The 14,422-nt window shown below is 38.6% G+C and carries 10 protein-coding genes; 4 read left to right on the top strand and 6 right to left on the bottom strand.

Annotated features, from left to right (window positions below; all coding sequences use genetic code 11):
• Positions 1–294: 294 nt before the first annotated feature.
• The 5 genes from JN11_RS00100 to JN11_RS00080 all read right to left on the bottom strand — a co-directional run bounded on the left by JN11_RS00100 (position 295) and on the right by JN11_RS00080 (position 5,844).
• Positions 295–1,644 carry an acetylxylan esterase gene (locus JN11_RS00100; protein WP_144908434.1) on the bottom strand — a complete coding sequence of 450 codons (1,350 nt, stop codon included), beginning with the start codon at positions 1,642–1,644 and terminating at the stop codon, positions 295–297.
• Positions 1,645–2,475, bottom strand: coding sequence for a hypothetical protein (locus JN11_RS00095; RefSeq protein ID WP_144908432.1), 831 nt, complete (start codon positions 2,473–2,475; stop codon positions 1,645–1,647).
• 33 nt (positions 2,476–2,508) lie between these two features.
• On the bottom strand, positions 2,509–3,729 hold the full coding sequence (locus tag JN11_RS00090) for an acyltransferase family protein (protein WP_170227663.1): 1,221 nt from the start codon (positions 3,727–3,729) through the stop codon (positions 2,509–2,511).
• Positions 3,730–3,844: 115 nt separating this feature from the next.
• The gene (locus JN11_RS00085) at positions 3,845–4,795 is read right to left on the bottom strand and encodes a TIGR01212 family radical SAM protein (RefSeq protein ID WP_144908429.1); all 951 of its coding nucleotides are present in this window, start codon (positions 4,793–4,795) and stop codon (positions 3,845–3,847) included.
• Positions 4,796–4,845: 50 nt separating this feature from the next.
• On the bottom strand, positions 4,846–5,844 hold the full coding sequence (locus JN11_RS00080; RefSeq protein ID WP_144908427.1) for a hypothetical protein: 999 nt from the start codon (positions 5,842–5,844) through the stop codon (positions 4,846–4,848).
• 191 nt (positions 5,845–6,035) lie between these two features.
• Between JN11_RS00080 and JN11_RS00075 the strand changes: the two genes are divergently transcribed.
• Positions 6,036–7,607: a tetratricopeptide repeat protein gene (locus JN11_RS00075; RefSeq protein ID WP_144908425.1), complete on the top strand. Its 1,572-nt coding sequence runs from the start codon at positions 6,036–6,038 to the stop codon at positions 7,605–7,607.
• A gap of 153 nt (positions 7,608–7,760) precedes the next feature.
• A complete protein-coding gene (locus tag JN11_RS00070; protein ID WP_144908423.1) occupies positions 7,761–8,258 on the top strand; it encodes a VOC family protein in 498 nt (165 codons plus the stop codon).
• Positions 8,259–8,305: 47 nt separating this feature from the next.
• On the opposite strand, the gene ettA is transcribed toward JN11_RS00070, so the two are convergent.
• A complete protein-coding gene (gene ettA / locus JN11_RS00065; RefSeq protein ID WP_144908421.1) occupies positions 8,306–9,988 on the bottom strand; it encodes an energy-dependent translational throttle protein EttA in 1,683 nt (560 codons plus the stop codon).
• A 207-nt stretch (positions 9,989–10,195) separates the two neighbouring features.
• Here ettA and JN11_RS00060 point away from each other — a divergent pair, with 207 nt between their 5' ends.
• Complete coding sequence (locus JN11_RS00060) at positions 10,196–11,230, top strand: EndoS/ChiA family endoglycosidase (protein ID WP_144908419.1); 1,035 nt, start codon at positions 10,196–10,198, stop codon at positions 11,228–11,230.
• A 457-nt stretch (positions 11,231–11,687) separates the two neighbouring features.
• Complete coding sequence (locus JN11_RS00055; RefSeq protein WP_144908417.1) at positions 11,688–14,228, top strand: ATP-dependent Clp protease ATP-binding subunit; 2,541 nt, start codon at positions 11,688–11,690, stop codon at positions 14,226–14,228.
• The last annotated feature ends 194 nt before the right edge of the window (positions 14,229–14,422 follow it).

The following is a 14,422-nucleotide window of genomic DNA, read 5'->3' as shown; positions in this document are numbered from 1 at the left end:
ATTAAATTATAAAATTAAGCAAATCAAGCCAGCATCCTAACTTATCGCCCATAAATTGGCTAAGTGATTCGTGATCTGGCCCACCGGAAATTAAACTTACCATATTTTATGGCTATTACCGTGCCGAAATTTATCTCATCATTTAACCTTTCTACGGAAATATGGAGCTTTTGGTTTACTTAAATAGCAATATAATAACCCACTGCGAATACAGGTTTATTTATTAGTATAAATTTAAGACATTAAAAAGAAAAAAAAGTCAATAATTATACAATTATTAACTTTAAGTTTAGATTATGGAATCCTGAATTTCTCCCGCAGCCACAAATTTTGGAACATGAAATAGTTTAAATTCACTTCGTGGGCAGTATTAGGTACGCATACAAACTCTTTATCGGTGCTGCCTATATGGTTAAATAAAGCCATACTGCAACGCGGAGGGCAATACCTATCCAGCAAACCAATCCCCATCAGCACCGGGCATTTTATCATAGGCGCAAAATTTTGCGGGTCATAATAATCAAACGTCTGGAAAAACTTATCCCAGGTAAAACCCGGATGCTGGGCGTTATACAATCTAAATATGTTAAAAGGGAAAACCTGTTTTTCATACGAAGCTGACACCTTCATATCATCATGAATATCAGCATATAAAGGCACCTGCATGGTTAAAACTTTTACCCGGCTATCTAAAGCTGTCGTAATCAAGGCCAGTGCTCCTCCCTGACTTCCGCCCTCAGCAATAATTTTAGAGGTATCAATACCCAGGTTGGCATGCGAGTATAAAAAGTCGAGTCCGCGGATACAGTCCATGTATACCCCGCGATAAATATATTTGTTCTTATCTTCAATATTTACCAGGCAATAGTTATCGGTCCCAATATCAATAACGTCCTTACTGTTACCATTTCCGCGTACATTAAGGTCGAAAGAAATAAAATCATCACTACCCATATTAGGCTTTAATGATACTACATAACCAGGCATACGATAATGTACCGGAAACTTCTTACCATCTCTTGGTATTACCAGCCATCCGCGGATCAATATGTTTCCATATGATCGCATCTCTACAGTATACACTTTCTTATCTTTTGTGGAAAGTTCCGGCCGCTCCAATACTTTGTACTGGGGTTTTACTTTTTCCAGGTCTATTTTACTCTGCTTCCAAAAAGCATCAAAATCAGCAGGTCTATGCAAGGTTGAGTTTATGTTTTCGGGCGATACACCGAACACCCTTCTCACTGTATCATCATAATTGGCAGTATTCACCATAAAATTGATACGGTAAAAACCGGTTGGCGTAGAAGGTACTTTAATATCAATCTCTTTTGAAGCTTTTCCGTGTAAAGCCAGATGCACCGTGTCTGCCGCTACTTTTTCACCTTCGTCTGTTGTAACCAGGTAGGATATTCTGCCATTTTGATGATCCTTGGTGTTATTGTGGATCTGCAATTTATAAGATACCGTTTCATTGTTCTTAAAAATTGCATTTTTACGCTGAGGCGCCGGGTTCAGAATTATATCGGCGGTTTCTTCTGTCGGCGGTTTTCCTTGTTGCTGAATAGCTGCACTTACTTTTAATACCGATGCAAGGCATATCATCACACTAAAAAACAACAGGCAATTAACTTTTTTCATCATTTATAATTTAATAACTGCAATTAGAGATCCACCATACCCTACCCCTGTATTTATACCATAGGGCACATAATAGCCACCAATAAAAGTCGAAAACCTGCGGGTAAACTGATGTCCGAAATTTAGCTGGGGCTTAAAGAAAGCGTAATCCCTTTCGGCATAAATATTACTGTTGAATGCTTTATCTTCACTAAATGAGCGGAATAGATAAAGATCAACACTTATTTGATTGTGTTTGGAAACCGCGTAGCCCATCGTTAAAAGATAACTAAACTGGTTAGGCCCCTGCAAGTCAAAATACCGGCGGTATGCCAGTTCCGTATTAAAATAACCTTTGCCAAGCAGGCTGCCGCAATACATCAGCTTAATTTCGCTGCCGTAATCGCCCAGGCCTAGTGATGAGGTTCCATTATTGCTGCTGTATAAAGGAATTACACCCGATGCCTGTACTGATAAATATTGTTTATAATTAAAATTCACCAGGTTATAACTTAAACCGGCCACCAGATCGCCCAAACCCTGGCTGGTAACCGTATTACCTTTGCCAAGGTTGTTTACCTGGTATACAAATGGAACATTAACAATAAAATCGAGCCGGCGGGTTATACCGTAGCCAAAAAACAAACTGGTTGAGTAAGATGAAAAGCGTGCACCCGGTTGGCCCTTTACAATATTGCCATTAATATCATACCGGTCTGTTTGGGTATAATATGAAAATGAGGGGACTACAATGTCACGATATTTACCGATGGGGAAACCGGCAAATGTTTTAACCGGAAAAATTAGAGCAATAAAAATCAATAAGCACAGGGCCGTAACAATAGTCCGTTTCATTTAGGGTGTTAAGTCGTTTTTACCAGGAAGCCGTTAATCAGTTATCCCCTTAGGGCGGGGTTGATACTTAATCAAAAAATCTGATTTACGTATGTAATGATTTAACGGTTCCTCAATAAGTTTAAATAAACCTACTGCGATGGCGTTTAATACGATGAAAAGATAAATAAGGTTTAGCGTATCATACTCAAAAGGGGAATGCCAGTTTACTCCCCATTTATCGTATAAATTAAAAACATAATCATTGAGATGATTTACACCATTATGTAAAAGGTTATACATCCATCCTAAATGTATCAGATAAAATATATACGAGCTTTTGCCTAGAAGTTCAACAAATGGATTAGCCAATATCTTTTTGAGTACGGTTGTCTCCGTGAGGAGGCCGTAAAAGAAAAACGCAATAACGATGCATAGCACATAATTATTGGTGATAATGCCAATTGGGCTTTCCAGGCCGGCTACCCAAGGCGGGGTAATAGGTTGGAAAGCCATGACCAATACACAAACAAATATTAATATAAAGGCAGTATAAGTATAATTTAATTTATGGGTACGTGTAAAATCCTTTTTAATAACGTAACGGGCAAGCTGTATCCCTACAAAAAACTCGAAACATCTTCCTAAAAAAGTAAACAGAAACATGAAGGTGAAATTACCAAAGAAACCATGCCAGTTAACATGCCTGAATATAAGCACCAGCAGAATACCGAATGATGTTATGATTACAGGTTGAATATAAAATTTGTTATATTTTTTAGCTATTAAAAATACAATTGGGGCTGAAAAATAAAAGCATTCCTCAACTGTCAATGACCATCCCTGGGCTATGCCAGTATCCCAAAACTGATAAAAGAAACCGCGTACAAAGGTTATATTTAAAAACAACAATGCTACGGGATTACCGGTGCCTTTGGTAATGGCTGGATCTTTTGTTATAAAGTAATAAACAAAAGCTGCTACGGTTAGCAAAAAGTACATCGGGTAAATGCGGGCTACCCTGTTTTTAAGGTATTGTTTAAACCAGTCTTTTGTTAAATGAAAATTGTTGTAGTAACGAAACGTGATCAAAAAACCCGATAAAACAAAGAAAATAGTTACCCCAATGTGGAACTCACCCAAAAAGCGTTGAACAAGGTGGGGAAAATTTTCATCAAAAATATAAGAAAAGTGGGATATAAATACCAGGTAAGCAGCAAGTGCACGAACGCCCGTTAATGCCGGGATATAATTTTGTAGGGACCTTTGTGACAAAACGGTATTGATTAAGAATTAATTTGTAAGATAGTTTTTTTTTGCTGATGTTACCCAATATAGGTAAATTGTTACCAAACAAAAAAAATAAAATCAAAAGTTAAGCCAATAAGGTTTACCGCAACGCCGATCCCTGAACTACACCACGTTCCAGTATTTTCTGATCAATATAATATTGTATTTCCGATTTTTTAAGCTTCCAGTTAGGAGCAATCAACAATTCGAGGTCACTTAAACCAAAAAGGCGCTGTATTACAATATCAGGGCGAACAAGAGGTAAAAAATCACACAGGAAGTTGGCGTATTCATCCAACGTAAAAACCTTAAACGGCTCACGCTTATACTTCACTCCCATAACTGAACCCTCAACAATGTGAAGGTGGTGAAATTTTACAAATTTTATCTGTTTAAAGCGATTAATCTCATCGGCATATTTCAGCATCATTTCATGTGTTTCCCAGGGGAACCCAAAAATGGTATGTACACAAATATCCAGTTTGCTATTTTCAACCAGTTTCAAAGCTTTAACCAGATCGTCATGACTGCAGCCTCTGTTAATCTGTGCAAGGGTATCATTATAAATGGATTCCATTCCCATTTCCAGATCCACATCAAAACGGTCGGTATAGCTTTCTAACAGTGCTATTTTTTCGGCATCAATACAATCAGGGCGGGTACCGATTGATAGGCCAACGATATCTTCTGTATGATAGCTTAATGCTTCGTCATACATCATTTTAAGGTAATGCGTCGGAGCATAGGTATTAGTATTAGGCTGAAAATAGATGATAAACTTATCGGCCTTATTTCCCTTACGGGCACGTTCAACTCCCTGTATTACTTGTTCACGAACAGATGGGTTATTGCGCGATACGGAAGGAGTAAAAGAATCAACATTGCAATAGGTGCAGCCACCGTAGCCTTTGGAGCCATCGCGGTTGGGGCAGGTAAAACCGCCATCAACAATCACCTTAAATACGCGCGCCCCATTATACTTCTCCCGAAGCCAGGGGCCGTAATTATTATAGCCCTTTTCCCAAACCGCTGCCGTTGTACCTGTTACCATATTTTATCTGGCGGCAAAGATACTATTTTTGATACGGGATAGCAGAAAGTTTAATTAAGCTTCTGCGTCATATCAAAATGATCGATCGAATTATAGCCATCAGGCGGTTTATTAAACGCAGAGTATAAAATATATTTTTTGCCCTCGTCCAAACCCGGCATCAGTTTGGCAACTACTTGCCTCACCTTTAAATTTTCTTTTTTCACGTCCGTTGTATCTTTCAAATCGAAATGGGTCATGTAGTAAATAACCGGGCTGTTGTAGCCATCATCGGTATTTTTGTTATAAACGCGCAATATCATTGGCCCAGTTGCCAATTGGCTCAGCACCAAAGGATACTGGTATTTGGCGTTAACCTCCCCATGTACCTGTGTATAAAATTTATCGGCATCAACCTCATCCGGATATTCCCAATAAGCACCCGGCTTAAAACACGTAACTGCCAGCATTGTATTAATTTGAGCAGCCTGAATTTCTTTTTTTGCATACTCCTCTTTCGCCAGATTAAATAACTCCGGAGCCGTTTTCCCATCAATGGTATAAGGTTCCATTTCCATTTTAACTATTTTCCAGCCATAATTAAGCTTGGCATAAACCAGGCTGAGCATATATTTATTAGCAGGTTTTTCAGGAATAAAATATGCCATATACATCTCCTGGGCTTCACATGGATACATAAGGGCATACCGGTTTACACTTCCGTCTTTTACCCGCACTGTGTCCATATCAGTATCTTTTAATTTATGTACTACATAGTACTCATCCAGCAACTTATAAGTATTATCATTTAGCCGGTTACTGATCAGCTCAACTTTCCGTTCATTCTTATCCCCATTCATTTCCTTCGAAAAGAGCGCTTTTAAAGCTGTTTGATCATTGGCTTTTAAATATTTTAATGCCTCCTCATTTAATTTGTGAAAATCATTACGCTTACTGGCGCTGATCATGTCATTTTTCCATTGGCCAGGCGTAACTACGCATGATTGAAGAGCAAAAACAAGCACTGAAAAAAGCAATGCTTTAAATTGATTAGGATGTAGGTTGTTCATATATTTTAATGGCCTAAGATAAATATAATCTCAAAAACGAATAGTACCGTTGCCAAAACTTTGAAAATTAATCTCCAATAAAGATAAAAATTCCACAAAAAGTAAAAAATATATTCATGGCTGATACTTAATTTGTAAGCTCCCAATTTGTTTTCTTTCAAAGAAGTTTATATTTGAGCACACTTATTACAATGAAAAGAAACCTTATTTACCTTATAACAACCCTGCTGCTGCCTCTTTTATCCCTTGCTCAAAGCAATGATCTCTATGTTACAAAAGGGCTTGAGCTATACAATAACAAAGATTATAATGGCGCACTGGAATATTTCACCAAAGAAACTGAGCTAAATCCAAACAATGTTGAGGCTTATAACTATGAAGGGATTATTAAAATTCAGCAAGGTGACTTTAAAGCTGCATTAGAAATTTTCACCAAAGAAATTTCCATAAATTCAAACAATGATATCGCTTATTCAAACAGGGCATATACTAAAATCAATTTGAATGATTTTAAAGGCGCCATTGCCGATTGTGATTATGCTATTTCATTAAATCCCAAAAGTGTATTGGCGTATACCAATAGGGGCAACGCAAAGACAAGACTTAATGATTTTAACGGCGCTTTGGCTGATTTTAATAAGGTACTTGAATTTGATCCCAACAATGTCAGCGCTTTAGTCAACATAGGAAATGTAAAACTCGGATTGCAAGATTTTAAAGCGGCACTTGAAAACTTAAACCAAGCAATTAAACTTAACGACAAAGTTCCGGAGGCATATCTTGACCGGGGTATGGCTAAGGGCAATCTTAAAGATTACTATGGGGCCATTGATGACTTTGGAAAGGTTATTGAGTTAAATCCAAAGGAAGACCTCGCCTATTATTATAGAGGCGTTCAAAAAGGAGAGCTTAACAATTACAATGATGCCGTAGCAGACTTTAACCAGGCAATAAGTATAAACCCTAAAAACACAGATGCCTACCAGGCGAGAGCGCGGGCAAATTTTAAGCTCGGTAATTATGGATCGGCAGGCGACGATTTGTCCAAGGCCATTGCTTTAAATCCGGATAATGCTGAAGTATATTATATGATGGCCGAAGTTAAGTTGAACACCCGGGAATTTGATGAAGCCATCCAGAATTGCAACAAAGCCATCGGCCTGAAAAATGACTACGGCGAGGCGTATTTTGACAGGGGATTGGCAAAATCTTATTTGAATGATTTAACAGGTGGAATAAATGACTTTAGCCGGGTAATGGTATTATTACCTGACCTTGAAGGGTCGTATTATTATAGAGCTGTTGCCAGGGTGCAATTAAATCAAAATGCCCTCGCGTTGACCGATCTGAATAAGGCAATTGCTATAAATCCGGATGATGCCAATGCTTACTATTATCGTGGGGTTGTAAACATGCAGATGAATAATTTAGGCGCAGCCATTCCTAATCTGGATAAAGCAATCGCAGCAGGCATAAACCTTCCGTTTGCTTACTTAATGCGTGGTTATGCTAATGCTAATCTTAAAAACAACACTTCTGCCCTAGCCGATCTTACAAAAGGAATAGAACTAAACCCATCAAATGGCGATGCCTATTTTCAAAGGGGACGTGTATATTTTAACATGAATAATAAAGCGGCCGCCAAAGCCGATTGGGCCAAATCAGCAGCCCTCGGTAACAGGGAAGCAGCTTTAATGCTTAAATATCCACCTACCAAAGCTAAAACCAATACCACCAATAACTGGACCGTTTGGAAAAAATAAATATTGTAACGTTATCAGAAATATCTATTTAAGCATTTTCCTGATAACTTATTTTGTCATCTTCGCCCCCTCATGTTGTCATTATTTGCCATTGTGGGTAAACACTGTGTTGCCTAACTTTACTTAAATTATTAACCAGTAAACACTTAGATTATGGCAACTACCATTGCAAATAGTACCCAAATGATCACCCCATTTTTATGGTTTGATGGTAAGGTAGAAGAGGCTATCAACTTTTACACTTCAGTTTTCCCAAATTCTGAAATTATTAATACCCATCGTTTACCTGGTGATGTACCTGGCAGGACGGGCAAAGTATTAACAGGTACCTTTAAACTAAATGGAGTAGAATTTATGATACTGGATGGTGGCCCCATATTTAAGTTTAATGAATCCATCTCTTTTTTTGTAAAATGCGAAACCCAGCAGGAAGTTGACCATTTATGGAATACCCTTACTGCTGATGGTGGAAAGGAAAGTCAATGCGGTTGGCTTAAAGATAAATATGGTGTATCCTGGCAAATAGTTCCCAATGCTTTGGGTAAATTAATGGGCGACCCTGATCCTAGAAGAGCTCAAAATGTAATGCAGGCAATGATGAAAATGGGCAAGCTCAATATTGCAGAGTTACAAGCGGCACGTGACCGTTAATAAAGAGATCCCCGCCAAATAACGGACGGGGATCTTTTTTATTAACCTTAAACAGTCAATTTCTTATACTTTATCCTTTTAGGCGCTACATCACCCAAACGTTTTTTGCGATTTTCTTCGTAGTCCGAATAGTTACCCTCAAAGAAGTAAACCTGTGAGTTACCTTCAAAAGCCAATATGTGTGTACATATTCTGTCTAAAAACCAACGATCGTGACTAATTACTACTGCACAGCCGCCAAAATTTTCCAAAGCCTCTTCCAAAGCGCGTAAAGTATTTACGTCAATATCATTAGTGGGCTCATCCAACAATAACACGTTTGATCCTTTTTTCAGCGTGATAGACAAATGCACCCGATTACGCTCACCACCCGATAACACACCTACCTTTTTCTGCTGATCGGCACCGTTAAAGTTAAAACGCGACACATATGCCCTTGAGTTGATAGGACGGTTGCCAACCATAATGGTCTCCAGTCCACCGGTTACATTTTCCCAAACAGATTTATTGGGGTCAAGGTCATCATGCATCTGGTCAACATAACCTAAAGCTACGGTTTCGCCAACACGGAAAGTTCCGGCATCAGGCTCATCCTGCCCTGTAATTAAGCGAAATAAGGTTGTTTTACCGGCACCGTTGGGCCCAATAATGCCTACTATACCTGCAGGCGGCAAGGAGAAGCTCAGATTATCGAACAATAACTTATCGCCATATGATTTGCTTACACCATTAGCTTCAATTACCACATTACCCAAACGTGGGCCCGGTGGAATAAACAGCTCCAGTTTTTCTTCCCTGTCCTTGGTTTCCTCTGATGCTAACTTGTCATAATTGGATAAACGCGCTTTTGATTTGGCGTGACGACCTTTCGGACCCATCCTAACCCATTCCAGCTCACGCTCCAAAGTTTTCTGACGTTTGCTCTCAGTTTTATCCTCCTGTGCCAGTCGTTTAGCTTTCTGATCAAGCCATGAAGAATAATTCCCTTTCCATGGGATACCTTCTCCCCTATCCAATTCCAGAATCCAGTCGGCAACGTTATCCAAAAAGTAACGATCGTGCGTAACCGCTATAACGGTACCTTTGTATTGTTTAAGGTGTTGCTCCAGCCAATCAATTGATTCTGCATCCAAGTGGTTGGTAGGCTCATCCAGCAATAAAACATCCGGTTCCTGTAACAACAAACGGCAAAGTGCCACACGGCGGCGTTCCCCACCTGACAGTACTGATATTTTAGTATCGGGATCAGGGCAGCGTAACGCATCCATTGCACGTTCCAGTTTAACATCCAGCTCCCAGGCATTTACCGCATCAATTTTATCCTGCAACTCTCCCTGACGAGTCATCAACTTATCCATTTTATCGGCATCGCTGTAATACTCTTCCAGTCCGAATTTTTCGTTGATATCTTCGTACTCCTTTAATAAGGAGGTGATTTCGGCAACGCCTTCTTCCACCACTTCTTTCACCGTTTTTTCAGGATCCAGCTCTGGTTCCTGGCTCAGATAACCTACGGTATATCCCGGCGAAAAAACCACCTCACCGATATTTGTTTTATCAATGCCCGCAATTATTTTTAATAATGACGACTTACCAGATCCGTTTAAACCAATAACACCGATTTTGGCGCCATAAAAAAAAGACAGGTAAATATTTTTTAGAACTGTTTTTTGAGGAGGGTATACCTTACTAACCCCTGCCATTGAAAATATAATCTTTTCGTCTGCCATCTACATTTAAAATTAGTGAAGCAAATATCAGTTAAAATGGATAATTTATATTATCCCGTTAAAATCTTTTTTAGTATAAATATTCTTTGCGCTTATCGTTAGAAAAAAGGGTAAAAACACCTCCGTTTTATTACGCAATACGGAAAAGATATTCTTTGTATCTTTAAATAAAGCTTTAATCATTACCTAACCTTAAAAGCAACCATTATGAAAAAGATTTTTACCAGGGAGCGAAATTTACTTATCATTTCGTTCATCCTGCTCCTTTTTGCAGCCTGCAAGGGCCCTGCGGCCAAAACTACTACAGCATCCAATAGCACTGCAACTTCCGATAGCGCCCTTATCGCTTACAAAAACAGTAACCATCATTTATTTTTAGGTTTTTTGGTAGATGACCATAATGATCCAGTTGCCAGTACCAATCCGGCTAATTCGCCTGACAGTGTTGACTTCCTTGATTTATTTGTTGGCTACGATACCACCAAAGCAGATTGGCGCATAGCACAAGCGAAGGGGACAAAAATTATAAGATGCTATTTTCCAAAATATGCCTATTTTGACGGATCAGTAAATGATCCTGCTACAAAAGCACCTGGTTATAAAAACCCTCCCGGCTTTGATCAAAATAATCCAACTGCAAGCAGCACTTATTTCCATTGGGCAGCAAATACCTATGCAAAAGATATTGATACCAATAAATGGAACGGTATTGACATCGATATTGAGAGTGGAACCTTTGGCGGCGAGGTACCTGAATCAAACGGTCCTAATTTTTTGACTGCCGTAGCTCAGTATTACGGACCTAATTGCAGCAAATGTTCGGTTAATTCTGGAGGTAAAAAGCCCGTATTTTTCTATGATACTGATGGATCAGCTAATGACGATTCCATGTACACACCATATAAAAGCAATTATGATTATGTGGATTTCCAGTCATACACTACCGGCAATCATTACTGGGACGGATCTGGAACTGCAGATTTTGATGCCCTGGTTACCATGTATGGCTTAAACAAACTTATTTTTTTAGTTAACGGGGATAGTTTTGTTCAGGCTAATGGTGTTCAGGTACCTCCAGGGGTTGATTCAGTAGTAACAGCATCATTATATAGTTATGCTACCTGGGTTAAGACAAATAATGGTATAGGTGTAGGTGCTTACCGCATGAGCAGGGATTATAACCATACTCCACATTTTGCAGTCAGCAGAAATTCCATACAAATTATGAATCCTGCGAAGTAAGTGCGCTTTAAAGGTTCATTCAGGCCATTAAAAATTAAACAGACAAAAAAGGAAGATTTTCAAATCATTTTTTTGCCCGTTTCCGTATATACCTTAACAACAATTTAAACGTTACTGTAACTAATGTTAATGCCGTAATGTCATACAATTGACTAATTTGTCTGATATTGTCACATAAACTGTTAACTGATTACTTAAATGCTTAAACCATTGCATCATATTTATATCAAAAAGATATAAATAAATGATTTTTTTATAAAAACCATTGCAATTATGGGTTTTATTTGCAAAATTGCTAAACAAAGTTTAAGTTTTTAATATCGCATATCATCTAAATGTCTGCTTTATCCTTAACTTAAAAATTTGGCAATAATATTGTTGATAAGTGTAAAACAAGTCGCCCTCATTATTAAAACAAATTAATACATTAGGGCGTTCATAAATCGGAAGGATATATATGGAAGCTAAATTTTCGCCGCGGGTTAAGGATGTTATTCAATATAGCAGAGAGGAGGCTTTACGCCTTGGGCATGATTATATTGGCACCGAACACCTATTATTAGGATTGATTAGGGATGGAGATGGCGTTGCTATTAAATTATTGAAGGAATTAACTGTTGACACAGCCAAATTAAGACGCTCTGTTGAAGATGCAGTAAAAGGCACCATTGGCACCAACGTACATATTGGCAGCATCCCGTTAACCAAGCAGGCTGAAAAAGTATTAAAAATCACCTACCTGGAAGCCAAAATTTTTAAAAGCGATGTTATTGGAACCGAGCATTTACTGCTCTCAATTCTTCGTGATGAGGACAATATTGCCTCACAAATATTAATGCAATTTAACGTGAATTACGAAATTTTTAAAAGCGAGGTTGAATCGCATAAAAATGATGTAACTGACGAAATGCCGGGATCACCTACCGGTGGCGACGATGACTTCAAAGAAGAAGAATCTTTCAGCCAGCCAAAAAAGGTATCAGACATTAAATCAAAAACACCAGTACTGGATAACTTTGGCCGCGATTTAACAAAAGCTGCAGAAGATGGCCGTTTGGACCCGATTGTTGGTCGTGAAAAAGAAATTGAAAGGGTATCTCAAATTCTTTCGCGCCGTAAAAAGAACAACCCTATATTAATAGGTGAGCCCGGTGTTGGTAAATCAGCCATTGCTGAGGGTTTGGCATTACGCATTGTTCAGCGTAAAGTTTCACGTGTTTTATTCAACAAACGTGTAGTTACCCTTGATTTAGCTTCTTTGGTTGCCGGTACCAAATACCGCGGCCAGTTTGAAGAACGCATGAAAGCGGTAATGAACGAACTGGAAAAATCACCAGATGTAATTTTATTTATCGACGAAATTCATACTATAGTTGGTGCAGGTGGTGCTTCTGGCTCCCTTGATGCATCAAATATGTTTAAACCGGCTTTAGCCCGTGGAGAAATCCAATGCATTGGCGCAACTACTTTAGATGAATATCGTCAGTATATTGAAAAAGATGGGGCTTTAGATCGCCGTTTTCAAAAGGTAATGGTTGAACCAGCCACTCCTGATGAAACTATTGAAATACTGAACCGTATCAAAGAAAAATACGAAGAGCACCATGGTGTAACTTATACTCCTGAAGCAATCAATGCCTGCGTTAGTTTAACAACCAGGTATATTACTGATCGTTTCTTGCCAGATAAAGCTATTGATGCCTTGGACGAATCAGGTTCGCGTGTTCACTTAACTAATATCCATGTGCCACAAAACATTCTGGATATTGAGCAAAAGATTGAGCAGATTAAGATCGAGAAAAACAAAGTAGTTCGCAGTCAGAAATATGAAGAAGCTGCCAAATTACGTGATACTGAAAAACACCTGCTCGAAGAGCTGGAACAGGCTAAAGCTGTTTGGGAAGCTGAAACAAAGTCAAAACGTTATACCGTAACAGAAGATAACGTTGCCGAAGTGGTTTCCATGATGACAGGTATCCCTGTTCAGCGTGTAGGCCAGGCCGACAGCCAGAAATTGCTAAACATGGCAACAACCGTAAGCAGCAAAATTATTGGCCAGGACGAAGCGATTAAAAAATTGACCCGCGCTATACAACGCACACGTGCCGGATTAAAAGACCCTAAAAAACCAATTGGTTCATTTATATTCCTGGGTCCTACTGGTGTTGGTAAAACTGAACTGGCGAAAGAACTGGCCCGTTTCATGTTTGATACCGAAGACGCGCTGATCCAGATTGACATGAGCGAGTACATGGAGAAATTTGCGGTATCCCGTTTAGTGGGTGCGCCTCCGGGCTATGTGGGTTATGAAGAAGGCGGACAGCTTACTGAAAAAGTACGTCGTAAACCATATGCGGTAATACTATTGGATGAAATTGAAAAAGCTCACCCGGATGTATTTAACATTTTGTTACAGGTACTTGACGAAGGCCAGTTAACTGATTCATTAGGCCGTAAAGTTGATTTCAGGAACACCATCATCATCATGACTTCAAACATTGGTGCACGCCAATTGAAAGACTTTGGTCAGGGTGTTGGTTTTGCTACCAATGCTAAAAATCTTCAGGCAGATAACCACTCAAGAGGTGTAATTGAAAACGCTTTGAAACGTGCTTTTGCTCCTGAATTTTTAAATCGTATTGATGATGTAATTGTATTTAATTCTTTAGGTAAAGATGAAATATTCAAAATTATTGATATTGAATTAGGCTACCTGTTTAACAGAGTTCATCTTTTAGGTTACAAAATTGAATTGACGCTGGCAGCCAAAGAGTTTATTGCCGAAAAAGGTTACGATTCGCAATTTGGTGCACGTCCGTTGAAACGTGCTATCCAGAAATACCTGGAAGATCCAATTGCTGAGGAAATACTGAAAGGTGAATTAATCGAAGGCGATACAATGGAGGTTGATTTTGATACCGCAACTAATGAAATCAAGATCATTGACAAAAACAATAAAGGCGAAAACAAAAAGCCAGAAGAAGAAGAACAAAAATAAAATCTTCTTTTTAATAATAACAAAGCCCATTATGATTTAACATAATGGGCTTTGTTATTAAATAAAGATTATATGTTTAAACATAAAACATGTTTGTCTTTAGCTCACCTATATTAAACCAAAGATTTAAATTTTAATTTTTAACTCATAAAGAGCTAGCATAAGTTATAAGTGGCGTAGAAACACGTTTTATC

This window comes from Mucilaginibacter frigoritolerans, from assembly GCF_007830615.1.
Lineage (GTDB): Bacteria > Bacteroidota > Bacteroidia > Sphingobacteriales > Sphingobacteriaceae > Mucilaginibacter > Mucilaginibacter frigoritolerans.
The sequence above is the reverse complement of the archived record's forward strand: the minus strand, read 5'-3'. Positions and strand labels throughout refer to the sequence as shown.

Excerpts from the sequence above, each read along its gene's own strand:
- JN11_RS00100 (WP_144908434.1), bottom strand. The coding sequence starts at position 1,644 with ATGATGAAAAAAGTTAATTGCCTGTTGTTTTTTAGTGTGATGATATGC.
- JN11_RS00095 (WP_144908432.1), bottom strand. The coding sequence starts at position 2,475 with ATGAAACGGACTATTGTTACGGCCCTGTGCTTATTGATTTTTATTGCT.
- JN11_RS00085 (WP_144908429.1), bottom strand. The coding sequence starts at position 4,795 with ATGGTAACAGGTACAACGGCAGCGGTTTGGGAAAAGGGCTATAATAAT.
- JN11_RS00080 (WP_144908427.1), bottom strand. The coding sequence starts at position 5,844 with ATGAACAACCTACATCCTAATCAATTTAAAGCATTGCTTTTTTCAGTG.
- JN11_RS00075 (WP_144908425.1), top strand. The coding sequence starts at position 6,036 with ATGAAAAGAAACCTTATTTACCTTATAACAACCCTGCTGCTGCCTCTT.
- JN11_RS00070 (WP_144908423.1), top strand. The coding sequence starts at position 7,761 with ATGGCAACTACCATTGCAAATAGTACCCAAATGATCACCCCATTTTTA.
- ettA (WP_144908421.1), bottom strand. The coding sequence starts at position 9,988 with ATGGCAGACGAAAAGATTATATTTTCAATGGCAGGGGTTAGTAAGGTA.
- JN11_RS00060 (WP_144908419.1), top strand. The coding sequence starts at position 10,196 with ATGAAAAAGATTTTTACCAGGGAGCGAAATTTACTTATCATTTCGTTC.
- JN11_RS00055 (WP_144908417.1), top strand. The coding sequence starts at position 11,688 with ATGGAAGCTAAATTTTCGCCGCGGGTTAAGGATGTTATTCAATATAGC.